The sequence below is a fragment of the Pseudomonas sp. UBA6699 genome, assembly GCF_002454615.1.
Lineage (GTDB): Bacteria > Pseudomonadota > Gammaproteobacteria > Pseudomonadales > Pseudomonadaceae > Aquipseudomonas > Aquipseudomonas juntendi.
On sequence record NZ_DKJF01000071.1, the window covers coordinates 1 to 22,108 of the forward strand.

A 22,108-nucleotide genomic window follows, 5' to 3' on the forward strand; every position below is an offset into this window, starting at 1 on the left:
GAGCGATCGGCCTCCCCGGAAGTGCTTCTTCAGCCTGACGAGAATATCTTCTCCCGCCAGGCCAGTCACAACATACAAGCAGCGACCGCAGCTCGCGATGCGCCGCGCGGGCGGCGCTCAATCTGACAGGCGCTGAAGATGCTGCGGCAAGCACCCGGCAACCCTGATGCCATTGCCAGAAACCATAGAGTCTCCCACAGGTAATACACAACGCCTGAATATTGTGGCCTACCTGTGGGGGCAATCTTACCCTTGCGGGTTCATCCAGCCTCGCACGCGGCGGAACAACTGCTCTTGCTCGGCGGCCTGGTTGCCTGGCATGGCGATCAGCGACAACTGCCGGTACTGGCTGTCTTTCTGCCGCTTGCTGGCCTGCAAGCGCAGCGCGGCGGCGCTGCGGTCAGCACTGCGGGTGGCGTAGTAGATGTCGGCGGTGGGCACCTTCAACGTCGGCGCCAGGCTTTCCAGGTCATGCTCCACGCGCGCCGGCGTCTGCGCCGCCACCATGACCAGCTTGTGCACCTGCGGTGGCTGTTTTTCGCTCAGGTAGCGGGCTGCCCAGTACGCACCACTGCCATGGCCGATCAGCACGATGCTGCGGGCATTGCGCTGCTGGGCAAACGCCACGGCAGCGTCCAGGCGGGCGAAAATCCGCTCGGCATCGGCCGGGTCGCTCTGTTCGCTGGCCAGTTCGGCATCGGTGCTTTCTGCGGTGTCGGCATCGGCGGCGGTGGCCTGGGCGACATTGGCATTGGCGTCGGCTGGCACATCCTTGACCGGTGCACGCTCACCCTGGGCTTGGTCCATTGCGGCCTTGGGCTTGGCTTCTACCCGGGCTTGCGGGCTGTCGGCGAGCAGGTCAGGCAGGCTGATGCTCAGGCTGTGCCAGCCGACATCAGGGAATTTTTGCCGCAGCGGGCCAACGGCATTTGGCCAGTCGGCGTTTTCGCCGGCACCCGGCACGATGATCACGGCACCTTGCGGATCACTGTCGTTGGCCGGCTTCCACAACGCCAGGAAACTGTCGGCACCTGCCTGTAGCGTCTGTTGCTCGGCCTTGGGTACCAGCCGCTCGAGTGCCAGGGCATCCTCTTGGCTGCGCTCGAGCAGCGGCGGGCGTGGTGTTTCGGCTGCCGGTGCCGCATTGGCCGCCGGCGGTGTTTCGGCATCGGCGGCCAAGGCGCCGAGTGGCAGGAGCGAAGCTAGGCAGCACATTGCCAGCGTCGTGCGATAAAGTGTGGACATGCGTCACCCAAGGCCAGAATGATACCGGCAGCCTAATAGTATTTGCCCGTGACGGCCATGCTGCATGGCCGCCTTGCCAAGACGAGCGTATAGATGAAGCGAGTGCGTCGCCTGTTGGTTATCGGCTGCTTGTGGCTGCCCTTGATTGCCTTTGCCCGGCCCGAGGCGCCGGCCACTGTTGCGCTCGAGCCGGCCCAGCAGCAGTGGTTGGACGCGCACCGCAGCCTGCGTGTGGGCCTGGTGTTGCAAGCGCCCTATGCTCAGTTCGACCGGCGCCTGCAGCAGTTGTACGGTGCCAACGTCGAATTGGTCAGCAACCTGGCACACGTGCTGCGCCTGGACCTGACCTGGCGCCATTTCAGTGACCAGGCCAGCCTGGAGCATGCCCTGCAGAACGGCGAAATCGACTTCGCCCCCGGCCTTACCCAAACCCCGGCCAGCCTGCGCCTGTGGTTGTTCAGCGACCCGTACATGCGCGTGCCGCAATTGGTGGTAGGGCCACGCACCGGGGCCATGGCGGTGGAGCTGGAAAAGCTCGACCGCGAGCAGCGCGTGGCCGTGCGCATGCCCAGCCAACTGGCAGAGTACTTGCGCGGTAACTACAGCAACCTGAACCTGCAGGGGGTGCCCAGCGAGCGCGAGGCCTTGCAGCTGGTGGTGGGCGGCCAGGCCAGTTTCGCCGTGCTGGACGAGGCGCAACTCAGCCGCCTGTCACGCGAGAGCGAGTTCGGTGAGCTGGCCGTGGTGGGCGATATTGGCCTGCCGCAGTTGCTGCGGCTGGGCTCGCGGCGTGACTGGCCGGTGTTGGCCGATGTGCTCGAACAAGGCTTGCAGGCCCTGCCTGCCAAGGAGCTGGAGCAACTGCACCAGCGCTGGTTGCAGCCCAAGTACCCGCGCCTGAGCGAGTCGCCCGGTTTCTGGCAGAACCTGGCGTTGCTGTTCGGCCTGCTGCTGCTGTGCGCCCTGGCTACCCTGGTGTGGCAACGCCGGCAACAGCGCCAGCTGGAGCGCAGCCTGCTGGCTGCGCGGGAAAGCCTGGTGGAGCGCCAGGTGCGTGAAGAGGCCCTGCGCCTGAGCCAGTTCGCGATTGACCAGAGTACGGTGGGTATTCTGTGGGTCAACTGGGACAGCCATGTCCGGTACGCCAACCACGCCGCTGAACGCATGCTCGGTTATGCCGAAGGCGAGCTTCTGGAGCGGCCGCTGAGCGACTTCGAGCCGAGCCTGAGCATGGACCGCTGGCTGGAGCTGTGGAAAGGCGCCCGCGCCGGGGCTGGCGGTGTAGGCCAGTTCGAGGCGCAGTGCAAGCGCGCGGACCACAGCTTGCTGCCGGTCGAGCTGTCGTTGAGCTTCTTGCGCTTTCGCGACTCGGAGTACCTGGTGGTGTACCTGGCCGACGTTACCGAACGGCACCGGGCCTTGGCGGCTTTACGCGAAAGCGAGGCGCGGCTGAAGGGCATTGCCGGCAACGTGCCAGGGCTGGTGTTCCGCCTGGAGCGGGACCCGGCCGAGGGCGAGCTGGAGTTCCCCTATATCAGTGAAGGCAGCGAGGCCCTGGTCGGTTATGCGCCCAGCGAGATCCAGCACCCGCAAATGGGCCTGCGCAACCTGGTACACCCCGATGACCGCGCCGATTACCACCGGGTCCAGGACCTGGCCCTGGCCAGCGACCAGGACTGGTCCTGGCAGGGGCGTATTCTCACCCGCCAGGGTGAACAGCGCTGGGCCGACATCAAGGCCAGTACCCGACACCTGGGCAACGGTCAGGTGGTATGGGACGGCGTGGTGTGGGATATCACCCAGGGCAAGCGCGCCGAACTGGCGCTGGCCAAGTCACAGGAGCAGCTGCGCGAGCTGTCGGCCCACCTGGAAAGCGTGCGCGAGGAAGAGAAGGCCCGCATCGCCCGCGAAGTGCATGATGAGCTGGGGCAGATGCTGACCGTGCTCAAGCTGGAAGTGTCCATGTGCGAGCTGGCGTTTGCCGAGCTCGACCCGGGGCTTAACGAGCGCCTGGCCAGCATGAAGCGCTTGATCGCCCAGTTGTTCCAGTTGGTGCGTGATGTGGCCACTGCCCTGCGCCCGCCGATCCTCGACGCGGGCATCGCCTCGGCCATCGAGTGGCAGGCCAGGCGCTTCGAAGCCCGTACGCAAATCCCCTGCCTGGTGCAGGTACCGGATAATCTGCCAGCATTGAGTGACGCCAAGGCCACCGGGCTGTTCCGCATTCTGCAGGAGGCGTTGACCAATGTGATGCGCCATGCCCAGGCGCACAGCGTGGAAATCGAGCTGGTTCATCAGGGCGGGCAGTTACGCCTGACAGTCAGTGATGATGGCCAGGGCTTTTGCCGTGAGCAGCCCCGGCCCACCTCGTTTGGCCTGGTCGGCGTACGCGAGCGGGTACTGATGTTGGGCGGCAGCATGGTGCTGGACAGTCAGCCGGGCGAGGGCACCAGCCTGAGCGTGGCCATACCGTTGGAGTAGGAGAGCAAACGTGATTCGAGTGCTGGTAGCCGAAGACCACACCATTGTCCGTGAAGGCATCAAGCAGTTGATTGGCCTGGCCAAGGACATGCAGGTGGTGGGGGAGGCCGGGAATGGCGAGCAGTTGCTCGAGACCCTGCGGCATACGCCGTGCGAAGTGGTGCTGCTGGATATCTCGATGCCGGGCGTGAGCGGGCTGGAGGCGATCCCGCGGATTCGCGCGCTGCTCGACGCGCCGGCGATCCTGATGCTGTCGATGCATGACGAGGCGCAAATGGCCGCGCGGGCGCTGAAGGCCGGTGCGGCGGGCTATGCCACCAAGGACAGCGACCCGGCGCTACTGCTGACGGCGATTCGCCGGGTGGCTGCTGGCGGGCGCTATATCGACCCGGCGTTGGCTGACCGCATGGTGTTCGAAGTGGGCCTGACCGAGTCGCGGCCGTTGCACACCCTGCTCTCAGAGCGGGAGTTTTCCGTGTTCGAGCGCCTGGCCCAGGGCGCCAACGTCAATGACATTGCCCAGCAACTGGCGCTGTCGAGCAAGACCATCAGTACACACAAGGCGCGGCTGATGCAGAAGCTGAAGGTGAACTCGCTGGCGGAGCTTGTGAAGTACGCCATGGAGCACAAGCTGGTCTGATTGCGACCCCGGCGGTATCTGCGGTGCAGCGGGAATTCTGGGGCCGCTGCGCGCACCATCGCGACACAAGGCAGCCCCCCAGGGGCAAGGCTGTTCTGAACGCGCCATCCTTGTAGGGCAATCCCTACATCAAATCTTCCATCCGGATGATGGCATTCTCTCAGCACCCCCGATTTTCTGGCGCTTGCGCCTCTTTTACGCTTTGCCCACGCAGTCATCCAACAAGAAGGTGCAGGCATGAGCGAGGCGAAGTCGAACGCTGCAACCAGCGAAACGCTGGTCAGCTTCCGTGGTGTGCAGAAGAGCTACGACGGCGAGTCGCTGATCGTCAAAGACCTTAACCTGGATATCCGCAAGGGCGAATTCCTCACCCTGCTTGGCCCTTCTGGCTCCGGCAAGACCACCAGCCTGATGATGCTGGCAGGGTTCGAAACCCCCACCGCCGGGGAAATCCACCTGGCCGGGCGCTCGATCAACAATGTTCCGCCGCACAAGCGTGATATCGGCATGGTGTTCCAGAACTATGCGCTGTTCCCGCACATGACGGTTGCGGAAAACCTGGCCTTCCCGCTGACCGTGCGCAATTTGAGCAAGACCGATATCAGCGAACGGGTCAAGCGCGTGCTGAACATGGTGCAACTGGATGCCTTTGCCAAGCGCTACCCCGGCCAGCTTTCTGGCGGCCAGCAACAGCGCGTGGCGTTGGCCCGGGCGCTGGTGTTCGAGCCCCAGTTGGTGCTGATGGACGAGCCGCTCGGGGCACTGGACAAGCAGCTGCGTGAGCACATGCAGATGGAGATCAAGCACATTCACCAGCGCCTGGGGGTGACCGTGGTGTACGTGACCCACGATCAGGGCGAAGCGCTGACCATGTCTGACCGGGTGGCGGTATTCCACCAGGGTGAGATCCAGCAGATCGCCGACCCGCGCACGCTGTACGAGGAACCCTGCAACACCTTCGTCGCCAATTTCATCGGCGAGAACAACCGCCTCAACGGCACGCTGCTGGCCAGCGACGGCAAGCGCTGCCAGGTGCAGCTGCCGCGCGGCGAGCGGATCGAGGCACTGGCAGTGAATGTCGGCCAGGCCGGCGAACCGGTCACCCTGTCCATCCGCCCCGAGCGGGTACGCCTGAACGGCCACAGTGAAAGCTGCGCGAACCGCTTCTCGGGCCGGGTGGCGGAATTCATCTACCTGGGCGACCACGTGCGGGTGCGCCTGGAAGTTTGCGGCAAGGGCGATTTCTTCGTGAAACAGCCCATTGCCGAGCTCGACCCGGCCCTGGCCGTGGGCGATGTGGTCCCGCTGGGCTGGGAGGTGGAGCACGCCCGCGCGCTCGATCCGATTGCCGAAGCCCATTGATGGATTGCTTCACCAACCCTGTACTGTGGAGAGAACAAGAATGCGCAAGCAGTTGAAACTGACCGCCCTGGCCCTGGGGCTGTTCACCGCCGGCCAGGCCATGGCCGCAGACCTCACCGTGGTCTCGTTCGGCGGTGCCAACAAGGCCGCCCAGGTCAAGGCGTTCTACGAGCCGTGGGAAAAGGCCGGGCATGGCAAGATCGTCGCAGGCGAGTACAACGGCGAAATGGCCAAGGTCAAAGCCATGGTCGATACCAAGAGCGTGTCGTGGAACCTGGTGGAGGTAGAGTCGCCAGAGCTGGCCCGCGGCTGTGACGAGGGCATGTTCGAAGAGCTCGACCCCGCCCTGTTCGGCAACGAAGCCGATTACGTGCCGGGCGCTATCCAGCCTTGTGGCGTGGGCTTCTTCGTCTGGTCCACGGTATTGGCCTACAACGCGGACAAGCTCAAGACCGCACCGACCAGCTGGGCCGACTTCTGGGACACCAAGAAATTCCCTGGCAAGCGCGGCTTGCGCAAGGGCGCCAAGTACACCCTGGAATTCGCCCTGATGGCCGACGGCGTGGCGCCCAAGGATGTTTACCAGGTGCTGGGTACCAAAGAGGGCGTGGACCGCGCCTTCAAGAAGCTCGACGAACTCAAGCCAAGCATCCAGTGGTGGGAAGCGGGTGCCCAGCCACCTCAGTACCTGGCCTCGGGTGACGTGGTCATGAGCTCGGCCTACAACGGCCGCATCGCGGCGGTGCAGAAGGAAAGCAACCTCAAGGTGGTGTGGAATGGCGGCATCTATGACTTCGATGCCTGGGCCATCCCGAAAGGTGCCAAGGATGCCGACCAGGCGAAGAAATTCATCGCCTTCAGCGTGCAGCCTGAGCAGCAGAAGATCTACTCCGAGAACATCGCCTACGGCCCGGCCAATTCCAAGGCAGTGAGCCTGCTGTCGGACGAGGTGAAGAAAGACATGCCGACCACGCCTGAGAACATTGCCAACCAGGTGCAGATCGACGTGGCCTTCTGGGCCGACAACAGCGAGCAGTTGGAGCAACGCTTCAACGCCTGGGCGGCGAAGAAGTAACCGACCAGCGCAAGGGGCCGCTATGCGGCCCCAATTTCAGTTCGTATCGCGGAGTTTGCCATGGCCATTGCAGTGCCACTCAAAGAAGGCGCAGGTCAAAGTCTGAAGCAGCGCCTCAAGCATGCCGAGCGGGTCAACCGCTGGAAGGCGCAAGCGCTGATCGCGCCGCTGGCGCTGTTCCTTCTGCTGGTGTTCCTGGTGCCGATCGCGGCGCTGCTGTACAAGAGCGTCGGCAACCCGGAGGTGGTCGGTGGCCTGCCGCGCACGGTCGACGTCATCAGCCAGTGGGACGGCAAGAGCCTGCCTGGCGAGGACGTGTACAAGGCGCTGAGCCAGGACCTGGCCGAGTCACGCAAGAACCAGACCCTGGGCGACCTGTCCAAACGCCTGAACATGGAACTGGCCGGCTACCGCAGCCTGCTGGCCAAGACGGCGCGCGCATTGCCGTTCAAGACCGAGCCCGCCTCTTACAAGGATGCCCTGCAGGCCCTGGACGAACGTTGGGGCGACCCGGCCTACTGGCAGGCGATCCGCCGCAACACCAGCACGCTGACCCCGTTCTACCTGCTGGCTTCGCTGGACCACCGTATCGATGACCTTGGCGAACTGGCCAAGGCGACCCCGGACCAGGCCATTTACCTGGATATCTTTGCCCGCACCCTGTGGATGGGCGTGGTGATCACCGCCATTTGCCTGGTGCTGGCCTACCCGCTGGCGTACCTGCTGGCCAACCTGCCGACCCGGCAGAGCAACCTGTTGATGATCCTGGTGTTGCTGCCGTTCTGGACCTCGATCCTGGTGCGGGTGGCAGCGTGGATCGTACTGCTGCAGTCGGGCGGGCTGATCAACAGTGCGCTGATGGCCATGGGCATCATCGACCAGCCGCTGGAACTGGTGTTCAACCGCACCGGCGTGTACATCTCGATGGTGCACATTCTGCTGCCGTTCATGATCCTGCCGCTGTACAGCGTGATGAAAGGCATTTCGCCAAGCTACATGCGCGCGGCGATTTCGCTGGGTTGCCACCCGTTCGCCAGTTTCTGGCGGGTGTACTTCCCCCAGACCTATGCCGGTGTCGGCGCCGGGTGCCTGCTGGTGTTCATCCTGGCCATTGGTTACTACATCACCCCGGCACTGCTGGGTAGCCCGAACGACCAGATGGTCAGCTACTTCGTGGCCTTCTATACCAACACCAGCATCAACTGGGGCATGGCCACCGCACTGGGCGGGCTGTTGCTGCTGGCGACCGTGCTGCTGTACCTGATCTATAGCTGGCTGGTCGGCGCCAGCCGCCTGCGCCTGAGCTGAGGAGCCTTGTCATGCTGAGCCCTTACATGTCGCCCGTGGAGCGGGTGTGGTTCTACAGCCTGCGCATTCTTTGCGGCCTGATCCTGCTGTTCCTGATCTTGCCGGTGCTGGTGATCGTGCCCTTGTCGTTCAACAGTGGCAGCTTCCTGGTGTACCCGCTGCAGGGCTTCTCGCTGCAGTGGTACCAGGACTTCTTCAGCTCGGCCGAATGGATGCGGGCGCTGAAGAACAGCATCATCGTTGCCCCTGCGGCCACGGTGCTGGCCATGGTGTTCGGCACGTTGGCGGCCATCGGCCTGACCCGCGGCGACTTTCCCGGCAAGTCGCTGGTGATGGCACTGGTGATTTCGCCGATGGTGGTGCCGGTGGTGATCATTGGGGTGGCCAGCTACCTGTTCTTTGCCCCGCTGGGCATGGGCAACAGCTTCACCTCGCTGATTCTGGTGCATGCGGTGCTGGGCGTGCCGTTCGTCATCATCACGGTGTCGGCAACCTTGCAGGGCTTCAACTACAACCTGGTGCGCGCGGCAGCCAGCCTGGGCGCTTCGCCCCTGCTGACCTTCCGCCGGGTGACCCTGCCGCTGATCGCCCCCGGGGTGATTTCGGGGGCGCTGTTCGCCTTTGCCACGTCGTTCGATGAGGTCGTGGTGACCCTGTTCCTCGCCGGCCCGGAGCAGGCGACCCTGCCGCGGCAGATGTTCAGCGGTATTCGCGAGAACCTGAGCCCGACCATCGCTGCCGCGGCGACATTGCTGATTGCGTTTTCGGTGATCTTGCTGCTGACCCTGGAGTGGCTGCGCGGGCGTAGCGAGAAGCTGAGAACCCAGCAGCCTGCCTGATTTTCCAGTAGCTGTACGGGCCCTATCGCCGGCAAGCCGGCTCCCACAGCGTTCTGCACAAGAGTCATGCGATGCAGAAACCTGTGGAGATCCCATGTGGGAGCCGGCTTGCCGGCGATAGGGCCTGTACAGGCACTACAAGGCGTTTGGTCACTGGTCGACACCCATTGATACCAATCAGCCTTCACCCCTTTCCCTGAGTTACAATGCGCGCCACCGTGATTCTGCCAACAGGTGCGCCATGCAGCCCTACGCTATTGCCCCCTCCATTCTTTCTGCCGATTTCGCCCGCCTGGGCGAGGATGTCGACAAGGTACTGGCGGCGGGTGCCGACATCGTCCACTTCGATGTCATGGACAACCACTACGTTCCCAACCTGACCATCGGCCCGATGGTGTGCGCTGCCCTGCGCAAGTATGGCGTCACCGCCCCGATCGATGTGCACCTGATGGTCAGCCCGGTCGATCGCATCATCGGCGACTTCATCGAAGCCGGCGCCACCTACATCACCTTCCACCCGGAAGCTTCGCAGCACATCGACCGCTCGCTGCAACTGATCAAGGATGGCGGCTGCAAGGCCGGGCTGGTGTTCAACCCGGCCACCAGCCTGGACGCCCTGAAGTACGTCATGGACAAGATCGACATGGTGCTGCTGATGAGCGTCAACCCGGGTTTCGGCGGGCAGAAGTTCATCCCTGGCACACTCGACAAGCTGCGTGAAGCGCGTGCGTTGATCGACGCCAGTGGCCGGGATATCCGCCTGGAAATCGACGGTGGCGTCAACGTCAACAACATCCGCGAGATCGCTGCCGCTGGCGCCGACACGTTCGTGGCCGGCTCGGCGATCTTCAATGCCCCGGACTACCAGGAAGTCATCGCCAAAATGCGCGCCGAACTGGCCCAGGCTCGCCCATGAGTGGCTTCGAGCAGCTGTTTCCGGGGACGCTCCCCAGGCTGGTGATGTTCGATCTGGACGGTACCCTGATCGATTCCGTGCCAGACCTGGCCGCCGCCGTGGACCGCATGCTGCTCGAACTGGGGCTCCCGCCTGCTGGCCTTGAGGCGGTACGCCAATGGGTCGGCAATGGCGCCCAGGTGCTTGTGCGCCGCGCCCTGGCCGGTGGCATCGAGCATGAAACCGTGGACGATGCGCTGGCTGAACAGGGCTTGGCGCTGTTCATGGAGGCCTACGCCGAAAGCCATGAGCTCACCGTGGTTTACCCCGGGGTCAAGGACACCCTGCGCTGGCTGCACAAGCAGGGCGTGGAAATGGCCTTGATCACCAACAAACCGGAGCGCTTCGTCGCGCCCTTGCTGGACCAGATGAAGATCGGCCGGTATTTCCGCTGGATCATCGGTGGTGACACCCTGCCACAGAAAAAGCCCGACCCGGCGGCGCTGCTGTTCGTCATGCAAATGGCGGGCGTGAGCCCGCAACAGTCGCTGTTTGTCGGCGACTCGCGCAGCGACGTGCAGGCGGCCAAGGCGGCCGGTGTGCAGTGCGTGGGGCTGACCTACGGCTACAACCATGGCCGGCCCATCAAGGACGAGTCGCCAAGCCTGGTGATCGACGATTTGCGTGCATTGCTGCCCGGTTGCGCAGACCCGGCCACTGGGATAACGTTGGCGGACCTTCAAGCCTCAGCAGACAGAGAGTCCACCGTGGCGGTTACTGGCAAATTCTGGATGAAAGTCATCAAGGCCTTGGCCCGTTGGCGTTGGCGCGCCTGACTTCAGCCTGCCGGCACGTGCCGGCCCGTCCGTTTGCCTGACCCATTGCTGCTTGCCACGAGGCTACTCATGAACCACGAAGAATTCCTGCGCCTGGCTGCTGCCGGCTATAACCGCATTCCCCTGGCCTGCGAAACCCTGGCCGACTTCGATACGCCGCTGTCGATCTACCTGAAGCTGGCCGACCAGGCCAACTCGTACCTGCTCGAATCGGTGCAGGGCGGCGAGAAATGGGGCCGTTACTCGATGATCGGCCTGCCCTCGAGGACGGTGATGCGGGTGCACGGCTATCACGTCAGCATCCTGCAGGACGGTGTCGAGGTTGAACGCCACGATGTCGAAGACCCGCTGGCCTTTGTCGAGACGTTCAAGGAGCGCTACAAGGTCGCCGACATTCCCGGCCTGCCACGTTTCAATGGTGGCCTGGTCGGTTACTTTGGCTACGACTGCGTGCGCTATGTGGAAAAGCGCCTGGGGGCCAGCCCGAACCCAGACCCGCTGGGTGTGCCCGACATTCTGCTGATGGTCTCGGACGCGGTCGTGGTATTCGACAACCTGGCCGGCAAGATGCACGCCATCGTGCTGGTAGACCCTGCGCAAGATCAGGCTTTCGAGCAAGGCCAGGCGCGCCTGCAAGGCTTGCTGGAAACCCTGCGCCAGCCTATTACCCCACGCCGAGGCCTGGACCTGAGCGGCCCGCAGGCTGCCGAGCCGGCATTCCGCTCCAGCTACACCCGTGAGGACTATGAAAGCGCCGTTGGCCGCATCAAGGAATACATCCTGGCGGGCGACTGCATGCAGGTGGTGCCGTCACAACGTATGTCGATCGACTTCAAGGCGGCGCCAATCGACCTCTATCGCGCTTTGCGCTGCTTCAACCCGACGCCTTACATGTACTTCTTCAATTTTGGCGACTTCCACGTGGTTGGCAGCTCGCCAGAAGTGCTGGTGCGGGTCGAGGACAACCTGGTCACCGTGCGCCCGATTGCCGGTACCCGCCCGCGTGGCGCAACCGAAGAGGCCGACCGTGCGCTGGAAGACGACCTGCTGTCGGACGACAAAGAGATCGCGGAGCACCTGATGCTGATCGACCTGGGCCGCAACGATGTCGGCCGGGTGTCCTCCACGGGCAGCGTACGCCTGACCGAGAAGATGGTGATCGAGCGCTACTCCAACGTCATGCACATTGTCTCCAACGTCACCGGCCACTTGCGCGAAGGGCTGACGGCGATGGATGCACTGCGCGCGATCCTGCCGGCCGGTACCCTGTCGGGGGCGCCGAAGATCCGAGCAATGGAGATCATCGACGAACTGGAGCCGGTCAAGCGTGGTGTATACGGCGGTGCCGTGGGGTACTTCGCCTGGAATGGCAACATGGATACCGCCATTGCCATTCGTACGGCGGTGATCAAGGACGGCGAGCTGCATGTGCAGGCAGGTGGCGGTATCGTTGCCGACTCGGTGCCGGCGCTGGAGTGGGAAGAAACCATCAACAAGCGCCGGGCGATGTTCCGTGCGGTGGCCTTGGCTGAGCAGACTTGCGCCAAATAATTCACTAGCCTCTGGGCTGCCGCCTGCAAGGAATCGCATTCACGGCGATTGCGCTTCCCTGTAGGAGCGGCCTTGTGTCGCGAAAGGGCCGCAAAGCGGCCCCAGCCAGCTAGAAATCGACGCTAACCCCCAGACTCACCCCCTGCTGCGTCAGCTCATCACTCTTGCGCCAGTTGTAGTTGCCGCGCAAATGCACCCCCGCCACCACTTCATGGCTTACCCCCAGGCTGGCCCGGGTCAGGTCGCTGTGCGGCGTATACCCGGTCAGGGTGAAGTCATTCGCCGGCAAGCTGGTCAGGTGCATGGTCACGTCCTGCTGGTCATCCTCGAACTCATGCTCTTGCGCCACCTCGGCGAACAGCCGGGTAGAGGGCAGCACCTGCACGCTGCCCAGCAGCCCCACGCCCAGGCGGCGAGACGTGCGCTCCTGGTCATCGAAACCCAGGGCTGTGGAGCGCCCGCTCTTCTCGTCGTAGCCGTCCACCTTGACCCGCGCATAGTCGGCGCTGATGAATGGTGCCAGTTGCCAGTTGCTGCTGTCGGCCGCCAGGTTGTAGCCCAGCCGTGCGGACATAGCCCAGGCTTCACCGTCGGTGTCGCCCTTTTCGCTACGCTCGTTCACGCCCAGGGCAAAGGTGCGCTTGAGGTCGCTGTAGTCCAGGTGCCCGGCTGTCAGCGCTGCATCGGCCCACCAGCGGTCCTGCCGGTACTGGGCGAAGGCGCTGGCCAGGTAGCTGTCGAGCTTGTAGTCCGAGTCTTGCGTGCCTGCTTCCAGCTTCTGCCGGTAGACGCCGCCCGCCAGCCCCAGGCGCCAGGCATCGTTCAGGCGGTAGCTGCCACCCACGGTCAGGTTGTAGCCCCGGCCATCGCCGCTGGCCGCGCTGCCCTGGCTGTCGAAGTCCAGGTCCTGGGCGCCGCTGCTGACAAACGCTTGCCACTGGCCGATCGCCTGCCATGGCGTTTGCCATTGGCTGCGCAATTCATCCTGGTGGGCACGCAGGCTGGCGTGGGCCATTTCCGGCAGCAGGGACAGTTCCCAGGGCGCGGACAGGATCGAGTAGGCGTAGTCGGCAATCAGTTGCTGGCCGGCGATGGTCGGGTGCACCGAATCGTTGAACAGTAGCCGGGTCGGGTCTGGCGTGGTGCCGTCGATGCCATGGACCGGGTTGCCCGCGCAGCCTTGCCCGCTGTAGCAAGTGCCGACCAGGTTCTGGTCAGGTGCCAGGCCGAACTGGCTGGGGCTGGCCAAGGCCTCGCTCAGCAACACAGGGATGTTCAGGGGGACGACCTGGGCATCGATCTGCCTCAGCTGGCCCAGCAGCGATTGATTGAACGCCCCGGACAGCAACGACAGCGGGTTCTGTTGCGGCGTGCCGCTGAAGTTCGGTGTCTGGCCAAGGTCGGGTAGCAGCCAGACCATGATGTAGCGTGCGCCGCCCTGTTGCAGGGCCTGAGCGCTGGCGGCCAGCCGAGCGCCGGCCGCCACTGCGTCGGCCGGGCTGTTGACCAGGCCTTGCAGAAAGTCGTTGCCGCCGCCGGTCAGGTAGTACAGGGCATTGGGGTCGGCGCGCAGCCCGTTGGCCAGGTAGCCAGGCTTCTCTCGCAACACCGTCCCGGCGCCTGGGTTGCCGGGTGGAATGACGGTTCTGGAGGTTTCGGTGATCGAATCAAGAATCTGTTGCGTGGTGTAGCCCCCTACCGCCCAGTTGTTGCCGTCGGGGCGTACACCGACGGAGGTGGAGGGGTTCAGCGCATTGGGGTCTATGCCCAAACGGCCACCGAGGATCATCGGCGACACCGGGGCAAAATTGCCATCGGCCTCACGGTTGGTGAAGCGTGCGCCGGAGGTGCCACCTGTCAGGTCGGGGAACTGCCCGGCATCTGCCAGGCTGTCGCCGAATACGATCAGCGTGGAATAGGGCGAGGGGGCGGCAAAGGCCTGGCTGCAGGCCAAGGCTAATGAAGCGAAGGCAAAGCGCAAAAGTGGAGCTTTTCTCATCGCGGAACATCCTTTTCTTTGTTTTTATGAGAACAACCTGATCGACATTAGCAAATCGTGGGGCTTCGCTCCCAAGTCCATTCGTTTCCCCGTGTTTACAGGCATATTGCGCCCGCCGCGCCGGTAGGCTACTGTGCCGTGACGTATGAGCGAGACCTACCCTGTGTTGATCGTCAGCAAACTCTTGATGCGCGTAATCAAGGCCCACGCCCGTTGGCGTTGGCGCGCCTGACTTTATCCCCTGCCGGCCAGTCCGGCCCGCCCCTGTTTGCCTTCCTGTTCCTCGCCCTCAAGTGGCACAGCCACCGCTATGGCGGGCAGAGGGAGGTTCGAATTTGAAGTCAGTAAGTTCAAGAGGTTTAACACCATGTTACTGATGATCGACAACTACGACTCATTTACTTACAACGTTGTGCAGTACCTTGGCGAGCTGGGTGCCGAGGTCAAGGTCGTTCGCAATGACGAACTGACCATTGCCCAGATCGAAGCCCTGAACCCCGAGCGGATCGTCGTCTCCCCTGGCCCGTGCACGCCGAGCGAGGCGGGCGTGTCCATCGAGGCCATCCTGCATTTCGCCGGCAAGCTGCCGATCCTCGGCGTATGCCTGGGCCACCAGTCCATCGGCCAGGCCTTTGGCGGTGACGTGGTCCGGGCTCGCCAGGTGATGCATGGCAAGACCAGCCCGGTACTCCACCGCGACCTCGGCGTGTTTGCCGGCCTCAACAACCCGCTGACGGTGACCCGCTACCACTCGCTGGTGGTCAAGCGCGACACCTTGCCTGACTGCCTGGAAGTGACCGCCTGGACGGCCCATGCAGATGGTTCGGTCGACGAGATCATGGGCCTGCGACACAAAACGCTGAACATCGAAGGGGTGCAGTTCCACCCTGAGTCGATCCTCACCGAGCAGGGCCACGAGCTGTTCGCCAACTTCCTCAAGCAGACCGGCGGCCGCCGCTAAGGATTGAATATGGACATCAAAAGCGCGCTGAGCCGTATCGTTGGCCAGCTGGACCTTTCGACCGAAGAAATGCGCGATGTGATGCGCCAGATCATGACAGGCCAGTGCAGCGAAGCGCAGATCGGCGCCTTCCTGATGGGCATGCGCATGAAAAGCGAGAGCATCGACGAGATCGTGGGCGCGGTATCGGTGATGCGCGAGCTGGCCGACAAGGTCGAGCTGCGGAGCCTGGAGGGTGTGGTGGATATCGTCGGTACCGGCGGTGACGGTGCCAACATCTTCAATGTTTCCACCGCTTCGTCGTTCGTGCTGGCGGCGGCGGGCTGCCCAGTGGCCAAGCATGGCAACCGCGCGGTGTCGGGCAAGAGCGGCAGTGCCGACTTGCTGGAAGCTGCCGGCATCTACCTGAACCTGACGCCAACGCAAGTGGGCCGCTGCATCGACAGCCTGGGGATCGGCTTCATGTTCGCGCAAAGCCATCACTCGGCAATGAAGCACGCCGCTGGCCCGCGCCGCGAGCTGGGTATGCGTACCCTGTTCAACATGCTCGGCCCGCTTACGAATCCGGCCGGGGTGAAACACCAGGTGGTCGGCGTGTTCGCTCAGGCCCTGTGCCGGCCGTTGGCCGAGGTGCTGCAGCGCCTGGGCAGCAAGCATGTGCTGGTGGTGCACTCGAAGGATGGCCTGGATGAGTTCAGCCTGGCTGCCCCCACCTTTGTGGCCGAGCTGAAGAACGACGAGATCACCGAATACTGGGTCGAGCCGGAAGACCTCGGCATGAAAAGCCAGAGCCTGCATGGCCTGGCCGTTGAGAGCCCGCAGGCGTCACTGGAACTGATCCGTGATGCACTGGGCCGGCGCAAGACTGAAAACGGCCAGAAAGCTGCCGAGATGATCGTGCTCAATGCCGGTGCGGCGCTGTACGCCGCTGACCATGCCATGAGCCTGAAAGCCGGTGTGGAACTGGCCCATGACGTACTGCACACCGGCCTGGCTTGGGAAAAGCTGCAGGAACTGGGTGCATTTACTGCAGTATTCAAGGTGGAGAACGAAGCATGAGCGTGCCGACGGTGCTGGAAAAGATCATTGCCCGCAAGTTCCAGGAAGTGGCCGAGCGCAGCGCGCGGGTCAGCCTTCGCGAATTGGAGGGCCTGGCCAAGGCCGCTGACGCTCCCCGGGGCTTTGCCAATGCCTTGATCGAGCAGGCCAAGCGCAAGCAGCCTGCGGTGATTGCCGAAATCAAGAAGGCCTCGCCCAGCAAGGGCGTGATCCGTGAAGACTTCATGCCGGCGGAAATCGCTGTCAGCTACGAGAAGGGCGGTGCTACCTGCCTGTCGGTGCTGACCGATGTGGACTACTTCCTGGGTGCCGATGAGTACTTGCAGCAGGCTCGTGCGGCGGTTTCCCTGCCCGTGATCCGCAAGGATTTCATGATCGACCCCTACCAGATCGTCGAGGCGCGGGCCTTGGGTGCGGACTGCGTGCTGCTGATCGTGTCGGCGCTGGATGACGTGAAGATGGCCGAACTGGCCGCCACCGCCAAGGACGTCGGCCTCGATGTACTGGTAGAAGTGCACGATGGCGATGAGCTGGAGCGTGCGCTGAAAACCCTGGATACACCGCTGGTGGGCGTGAACAACCGCAACCTGCACACCTTTGAAGTCAGCCTGGAAACCACCCTCGACCTGCTGCCGCGCATACCGCGTGATCGCCTGGCAATTACCGAGAGCGGTATCTTGAACCGGGCCGATGTCGAGCTGATGGCGATCAACGACGTTTATTCGTTCCTGGTGGGTGAGGCATTCATGCGCGCCGAACAACCTGGGCTGGAGCTACAGCGGCTGTTCTTCCCGGACCAGGTGAAGAAAACTGTTCAGCAACTGGACTGATTGCAATGAAGCCGGCGTGATTGCCGGCTTTTTTACGGGCCCGGCAAGAGGCCCTTGAAAACAACATCCAAGGTGGAGCGATGAGCGATCAACCCCTGGCCCTGACTGTCGAGCAGGGCTTGCACGCCGAACAGGACCTGCTGGCCGCCGTTTGCCGTGGCGAACGTGAGAGTGGTGTGCTGTTCTGGCGCCCCACTGACCATGCCTTGGTGATGCCCCGGCGCATGAGCCGGCTAGCCAATTTCGAAACAGCCTGCGCAGAACTGGCGATCGCCGGTTGGCCGGTATTGCTGCGTGAAACCGGCGGTGAGCCGGTCCCGCAGTCGCATGCCACCGTGAACGTGGCGCTGGTCTATGCCGCGCCGCGCAGCGAAGGCGACCATGGCCGCATCGAAACCGCTTATGAGCGCCTGTGCCTGCCACTGTGCGATGTGTTGCGCGAGTGGGGCGGGGTAGCGTCGGTGGGGGAAATCGACGGCGCCTTTTGCGACGGCCGCTACAACGTCAACCTCAATGGCCGCAAGCTGGTCGGTACCGCCCAGCGCTGGCGCCAGGGCCTGGGCGGCAAACGCCCGGTGGTACTGGTGCACGGCGCGTTGTTGCTGGACAACGAACGTGAGGCGATGGTGGCGGCGGTCAACCGTTTCAACGAGTGCTGCGCGCTTGAGCAGCGTTGCCGCGCCGACGCACACATTGCCTTGCACGAAGTGGCGCCCGCAGTGCCCTGGTTCCAGCGCCTCTCGCAAGCTTACGCCAGGGTCTTGGCCGACCTGCCCAGGGATTAGCGGGTACCGTAGACCACCATGGTCTTGCCTTTGACATGGACCAGGCTGCGCTCTTCGAGGTCTTTGAGCACGCGGCCGACCATTTCCCGCGAGCAACCGACGATGCGGCCGATTTCCTGGCGGGTGATCTTGATCTGCATGCCATCCGGATGGGTCATGGCGTCGGGCTGCTTGCACAGCTCCAGCAGGCAGCGGGCGACGCGGCCGGTTACGTCGAAGAACGCCAGGTCGCCGACCTTGCGTGTGGTATTACGAAGGCGTTGGGCCATCTGGCTGCCCAGGGCGTAGAGAATTTCCGGGTCCTGGCGCGCCACTTCGCGAAATTTCTCGTAACTGATCTCGGCCACTTCGCATTCCGTCTTCGCCCGTACCCAGGCGCTGCGCTGCTGCTCACCCTCAACGGGCTCGAACAGCCCCAGCTCGCCAAAGAAATCGCCCGGGTTGAGGTAGGCGATGATCATTTCATGACCGTCATCGTCTTCGATGATGATGGTGACCGACCCCTTGATGATGAACGACAGTGTTTCGGCCCGGTCGCCAGCGCAGATGATGTTGCTTTTTGCGGTGAAGCGGCGGCGCTGGCAGTGCACCAGCAACTTGTCGATGTTCTTGATCTTTGCGGGTAGGGCAGAGGCAACCATCACGAAGTCCTGTTCGATACGAGGCTTGGGTATTTTTGTAGATCGACAGCGGCAGGCGCCAGTCATTTGGCGCCAGCTTATCAGACACTACAAGATGTTTCGGTACTAAACCGAGTCCTCTCGTACTTTTCCCACAGCCGCACAAGGTCTAAGCTGACACCCTTTTCCGAATATCAGGAGTCCAGGTAGATGAAGGCACGTATCCAGTGGGCCGGTGAGGCAATGTTTCTCGGCGAATCGGGCAGCGGCCATGTCGTCGTGATGGATGGCCCGCCCGAGGCCGGCGGCCGCAACCTGGGTGTGCGCCCTATGGAGATGCTGCTGTTGGGGTTGGGTGGCTGCAGCAGCTTTGACGTGGTCAGTATTCTGAAGAAGTCGCGCCAGGCGGTGGAGAGCTGCGAGGCGTTTCTGGAAGCCGAGCGCGCCAGTGAAGACCCGAAAGTGTTCACCAAGATCCACATGAACTTCGTCGTTAAGGGGCGCGGGCTGAAAGAAGCGCAGGTCAAGCGCGCGGTCGAGCTGTCGGCAGAGAAGTACTGCTCTGCGTCGATCATGCTCGAGCGTGCCGGGGTCGAGATTACCCACGGGTACGAGATTGTAGAGTTGGGTTGAAGCCGGGTTTTTTGGGGCCGCCAAGCGGTCCCGACACCATCAGTTGCGCAGTGCCGGCAATGCAGAGCGAAGCCATGCTGGCAAGCCGCTGCGCATTGCGCGGCTCAACCGCTCCCGGCGCTTCTGGTAGACCAGCCCCAGCCAGATGACCCCCAGCCCGATCAGCGTCACCACGACCGGGAACAGCAGCGATTGCGCGAATACCTCATACGCCAGGTAGCCCAGGTAGGCCGCAACCCCCAGCGCGCCGAACACCATGAACACCGGCCGGCGCAGCAGCACTGCCATGCCCATCAGCGCAATGTTTATCAGGCAGTACAGCGCCTTGCCCAGCTCGCTGCCGCTGTCCAGTAGCGTCAGCCCGCCCCAGAATGCCGCCAGCCCTGCCAGGTACCCCCAGCGGGCATAGTCCTCGCGTGTACGGCCGTCCACCAGCAGGAACACCACCAGCATTCCCAGGCCGAACCACAGGGAAACCTCACGGCGCTGCGCCCAGCTGAACGGCGAGCCGAAGAACCACTCAGTCATGTCCATCGACATGAACCATAGGGCCACGGCGATCGGCATGACGATGAACGGGTAAGGGATCAACCGCAGCATCAGCAAACCGGCCACTACCGTGGCCGCCTCCATCGCCAGCCAGCCGCCTTGCACGTAGGTGTAGTAGTGGTGGTAGTTGGCCTGGGTGTCATCGATTGGCCACCAACCCGCCAAGCGTTCGATGGCGAACACTGCCAGCGGCACGATACTGACCGCGACGGCGGCCAGTACCCCGGCGGCTACGGGCTGCGCACGCCGCTGCAAGTTGAGGGCAAACAAGGTGATCAGCCCGATGTACAGGCTGGCGATGACCAGCAGTGCGGCGTCGCCGATGCTCATCCAGGCCTCGGTGAGCAACCAGCCCATGGCCGCCATGATCAGCATGGCGCCGAAGTAGAAGGCGACATGGGCCAGCTGAAAGGTACCGCGTGCTGGCGGTTGCTGGCGCAGGAACGCCAGCAGGGCCTGGTCCTGGCCAGGCTGGAGAACGCCGGCTTGCACGGCACGCGCCAGGTCCTTGGCGTCGATTCGGTCCGTCATGGGGCAGCCTTCAGATGCGGTAGGTGCTCTTGGTCATGACCTTGGCCAGCAAGCTCATACCGAAGCGCACAGGGGCAGGGAAACGGTAGCCACCGGCTTCCAGGGCGGACTCGGCGTGCTGCTCTTCGTCGACGCGCATCTGCTCAAGAATGGCGCGGGACTTTTCGTCTTCTTGCGGCAACTGCTCAAGGTGTTCGTCCAGGTGCTTGCATACCTGGTGCTCGGTGGCGGCGACGAAACCCAGGCTGACCTTGTCGCTGACCAGCCCGGCCAGTGCGCCGATGCCGAAGGACATGCCATAGAACAGGGGGTTGAGCACGCTTGGGTGGCTGTTCAGCTGGCGAATGCGTTGCTCGCACCACGCCAGGTGGTCGATTTCTTCCTCGGCGGCATGTTCCATGGCCTTGCGCACTTCGGGCAGCTTGGCCGTCAGGGCCTGACCTTGGTACAGGGCCTGGGCGCAGACTTCACCGGTATGGTTGATGCGCATCAGCCCGGCAATGTGGCGGGTTTGCTGTTCGTCCAGGTTGGCGTCTGGCTGGATGATGGCCGGTGACGGCCGGGCGGGTTGGCCGCTGAAGGGCAGCAAGGTGCGCATGGCGGTATCGGCCTGCAGCAACAAGCGGTCGAGCGGCGAGTAGTGACGTTCGGTAGCCATCGGGCACCTCCGCAAGAATGTGCCCGACAGTTTACCGCAATAGCGGCGGGGTCGCTTGCCGTGGATCAGCCCGGCGGCCAGTTCATCTGGCGCTGGCCAAGCACGTGCATGTGGATGTGGTAGACGGTCTGGCCGCCTTTGGGGTTGCAGTTCATTACCACGCGGAAGCCTTCCTCGCAGCCTTGTTCGACTGCCAGGCGCTGGGCAGTGAACAGGATGTGGCCTGCCAGGGCCTTGTCCTCTTCTGTGAGGTGATTGAGGGTAGGAATGTGCTTTTTCGGGATGACCAGGAAATGCACCGGCGCCGCGGGAGCAATGTCCTTGAACGCCAGGACCTGGTCGTCTTCGTAGATGATATCCGCCGGAATTTCCCGGTTGATGATTTTGAGGAATAGATCGTCCACAGCACTGCTCCATGGTGAAGGTCGGGCCGAGTGTACTCAGCCAGGCGCCAATCGCCCAGTGGCTATTCCATGCCGGCCGGGCAATAGCGGCGGTGAATGGCGCCGGCCAGTTTGCGTACCAGCCAGCGTGGCAGCAGACGGGGGGCGAAGGCCAGCCAGCGGTTGCGCCGCCCTGGCATGATCAGGGCGCGGTTCTTGTCCAGCGCCCGCACCGTGTACAGGGCCACTTCCTCGGGGCTCAGGCAGCGTGGCTTGCCATCCAGGCGGGGGATGCGCCGCCGTGCAGAGCGTACCGGGCCGGGGCACAGTACCGAGACCTTGATGCCGGCGCGCTTGAGCTCCTCGCGCAGTGCCTGGGAAAAGCTCAGCACGTAGGCTTTGCTGGCGGCATAGGCCGCCATCCATGGCCCAGGTGCGACCCCGGCCAGGCCTGCAACGTTGAGGATCTGCCCGCCACCCTGCACGGCCATCAGGTTGCCGATTGCATGGCATAGCCGGCTCATGGCCAGCACGTTGACCTCGAGCAGGTCTTGCTCGTCGGCCCACTCATGGGCCAGGAATGGGCCGTAGGTGCGCAAACCGGCACAGTTGACCAGCAGGTCGATGCGCCGCTCGCCTTCTTCCAGCTCCAGCACGAAACCTGACAGGCGCAGCGGCTGGCTGAGGTCGCAGGCGCGGAACAGTACCTCTACACCAAAGCGTTGGGTCAGCTCGAGGGCGACCGGTTCCAGCGTTTCGCGCTGGCGTGCCACCAGGATCAGGTTGCGTCCACGCCGTGCCAGCGCTTCCGCCAGGGCCAGGCCCAGGCCGCTGGAAGCACCAGTGATCATGGCGTAACGGGACATGC

At 63.5% G+C, this 22,108-nt stretch carries 21 protein-coding genes; 14 read left to right on the plus strand and 7 right to left on the minus strand.

Features of this window, described 5'->3' with window-relative positions:
- Positions 1 to 246 precede the first annotated feature (246 nt).
- Complete coding sequence (locus B3361_RS13345; protein WP_054906234.1) at positions 247 to 1,245, minus strand: alpha/beta hydrolase family protein; 999 nt, start codon at positions 1,243 to 1,245, stop codon at positions 247 to 249.
- A 93-nt stretch (positions 1,246 to 1,338) separates the two neighbouring features.
- Between B3361_RS13345 and B3361_RS13350 the strand changes: the two genes are divergently transcribed.
- The 9 genes from B3361_RS13350 (at position 1,339) to trpE (ending at position 12,232) form a co-directional block, all read left to right on the plus strand.
- Positions 1,339 to 3,726, plus strand: a complete 2,388-nt coding sequence (locus tag B3361_RS13350; protein WP_009685246.1) for a PAS domain-containing sensor histidine kinase — start codon at positions 1,339 to 1,341, stop codon at positions 3,724 to 3,726.
- Between the two features lie 10 nt (positions 3,727 to 3,736).
- Positions 3,737 to 4,366: a response regulator gene (locus B3361_RS13355; protein ID WP_009685247.1), complete on the plus strand. Its 630-nt coding sequence runs from the start codon at positions 3,737 to 3,739 to the stop codon at positions 4,364 to 4,366.
- Positions 4,367 to 4,603: 237 nt separating this feature from the next.
- Positions 4,604 to 5,728, plus strand: coding sequence for an ABC transporter ATP-binding protein (locus tag B3361_RS13360; RefSeq protein WP_054906233.1), 1,125 nt, complete (start codon positions 4,604 to 4,606; stop codon positions 5,726 to 5,728).
- Positions 5,729 to 5,768: 40 nt separating this feature from the next.
- Positions 5,769 to 6,803, plus strand: a complete 1,035-nt coding sequence (locus B3361_RS13365) for an ABC transporter substrate-binding protein (protein WP_029885951.1) — start codon at positions 5,769 to 5,771, stop codon at positions 6,801 to 6,803.
- A 60-nt stretch (positions 6,804 to 6,863) separates the two neighbouring features.
- Positions 6,864 to 8,111, plus strand: a complete 1,248-nt coding sequence (locus B3361_RS13370; RefSeq protein ID WP_029885952.1) for an ABC transporter permease — start codon at positions 6,864 to 6,866, stop codon at positions 8,109 to 8,111.
- A gap of 11 nt (positions 8,112 to 8,122) precedes the next feature.
- Positions 8,123 to 8,950: an ABC transporter permease gene (locus tag B3361_RS13375; RefSeq protein ID WP_154211509.1), complete on the plus strand. Its 828-nt coding sequence runs from the start codon at positions 8,123 to 8,125 to the stop codon at positions 8,948 to 8,950.
- A gap of 241 nt (positions 8,951 to 9,191) precedes the next feature.
- A complete protein-coding gene (gene rpe / locus B3361_RS13380) occupies positions 9,192 to 9,866 on the plus strand; it encodes a ribulose-phosphate 3-epimerase (RefSeq protein WP_009685252.1) in 675 nt (224 codons plus the stop codon).
- Positions 9,863 to 10,681 (plus strand): phosphoglycolate phosphatase, encoded by an 819-nt coding sequence (locus tag B3361_RS13385; RefSeq protein ID WP_054906033.1) that lies wholly within the window; start codon positions 9,863 to 9,865, stop codon positions 10,679 to 10,681. The genes rpe and B3361_RS13385 overlap by 4 nt, the downstream gene beginning before the upstream one ends.
- A gap of 69 nt (positions 10,682 to 10,750) precedes the next feature.
- The gene (trpE, locus tag B3361_RS13390; protein WP_009685254.1) at positions 10,751 to 12,232 is read left to right on the plus strand and encodes an anthranilate synthase component I; all 1,482 of its coding nucleotides are present in this window, start codon (positions 10,751 to 10,753) and stop codon (positions 12,230 to 12,232) included.
- Between the two features lie 109 nt (positions 12,233 to 12,341).
- Here the strand turns inward: trpE and estP are convergent, their stop codons facing one another.
- Positions 12,342 to 14,231 carry an esterase EstP gene (estP, locus tag B3361_RS13395; protein WP_154211508.1) on the minus strand — a complete coding sequence of 630 codons (1,890 nt, stop codon included), beginning with the start codon at positions 14,229 to 14,231 and terminating at the stop codon, positions 12,342 to 12,344.
- Positions 14,232 to 14,598: 367 nt separating this feature from the next.
- On the opposite strand from estP, the gene B3361_RS13400 reads away from it, so the two are divergent.
- The 4 genes from B3361_RS13400 to B3361_RS13415 all read left to right on the plus strand — a co-directional run bounded on the left by B3361_RS13400 (position 14,599) and on the right by B3361_RS13415 (position 17,866).
- Positions 14,599 to 15,192 (plus strand): aminodeoxychorismate/anthranilate synthase component II, encoded by a 594-nt coding sequence (locus B3361_RS13400; protein WP_009681254.1) that lies wholly within the window; start codon positions 14,599 to 14,601, stop codon positions 15,190 to 15,192.
- 9 nt (positions 15,193 to 15,201) lie between these two features.
- Complete coding sequence (gene trpD, locus B3361_RS13405; RefSeq protein ID WP_054906032.1) at positions 15,202 to 16,251, plus strand: anthranilate phosphoribosyltransferase; 1,050 nt, start codon at positions 15,202 to 15,204, stop codon at positions 16,249 to 16,251.
- Complete coding sequence (gene trpC / locus B3361_RS13410) at positions 16,248 to 17,081, plus strand: indole-3-glycerol phosphate synthase TrpC (protein ID WP_054906031.1); 834 nt, start codon at positions 16,248 to 16,250, stop codon at positions 17,079 to 17,081. The genes trpD and trpC overlap by 4 nt, the downstream gene beginning before the upstream one ends.
- An 80-nt stretch (positions 17,082 to 17,161) precedes the next feature.
- Positions 17,162 to 17,866 carry a lipoate--protein ligase family protein gene (locus B3361_RS13415; RefSeq protein ID WP_054906030.1) on the plus strand — a complete coding sequence of 235 codons (705 nt, stop codon included), beginning with the start codon at positions 17,162 to 17,164 and terminating at the stop codon, positions 17,864 to 17,866.
- Here the strand turns inward: B3361_RS13415 and crp are convergent.
- On the minus strand, positions 17,863 to 18,507 hold the full coding sequence (gene crp, locus B3361_RS13420) for a cAMP-activated global transcriptional regulator CRP (RefSeq protein ID WP_009681258.1): 645 nt from the start codon (positions 18,505 to 18,507) through the stop codon (positions 17,863 to 17,865). The two genes, B3361_RS13415 and crp, sit on opposite strands and share 4 nt — an antisense overlap.
- A 189-nt stretch (positions 18,508 to 18,696) precedes the next feature.
- Here crp and B3361_RS13425 point away from each other — a divergent pair, with 189 nt between their 5' ends.
- Positions 18,697 to 19,119, plus strand: a complete 423-nt coding sequence (locus B3361_RS13425; protein WP_004376171.1) for an OsmC family protein — start codon at positions 18,697 to 18,699, stop codon at positions 19,117 to 19,119.
- Positions 19,120 to 19,158: 39 nt separating this feature from the next.
- On the opposite strand, the gene B3361_RS13430 is transcribed toward B3361_RS13425, so the two are convergent.
- The 4 genes from B3361_RS13430 to B3361_RS13445 form a co-directional block, all read right to left on the minus strand.
- Positions 19,159 to 20,199, minus strand: a complete 1,041-nt coding sequence (locus B3361_RS13430) for a hypothetical protein (RefSeq protein WP_054906029.1) — start codon at positions 20,197 to 20,199, stop codon at positions 19,159 to 19,161.
- Between the two features lie 10 nt (positions 20,200 to 20,209).
- The gene (gene coq7 / locus B3361_RS13435) at positions 20,210 to 20,857 is read right to left on the minus strand and encodes a 2-polyprenyl-3-methyl-6-methoxy-1,4-benzoquinone monooxygenase (protein ID WP_029887376.1); all 648 of its coding nucleotides are present in this window, start codon (positions 20,855 to 20,857) and stop codon (positions 20,210 to 20,212) included.
- 65 nt (positions 20,858 to 20,922) lie between these two features.
- A complete protein-coding gene (locus B3361_RS13440; protein ID WP_054906028.1) occupies positions 20,923 to 21,261 on the minus strand; it encodes a histidine triad nucleotide-binding protein in 339 nt (112 codons plus the stop codon).
- A gap of 62 nt (positions 21,262 to 21,323) precedes the next feature.
- Positions 21,324 to 22,106: an SDR family NAD(P)-dependent oxidoreductase gene (locus B3361_RS13445; RefSeq protein ID WP_054906027.1), complete on the minus strand. Its 783-nt coding sequence runs from the start codon at positions 22,104 to 22,106 to the stop codon at positions 21,324 to 21,326.
- Positions 22,107 to 22,108: the final 2 nt, after the last annotated feature.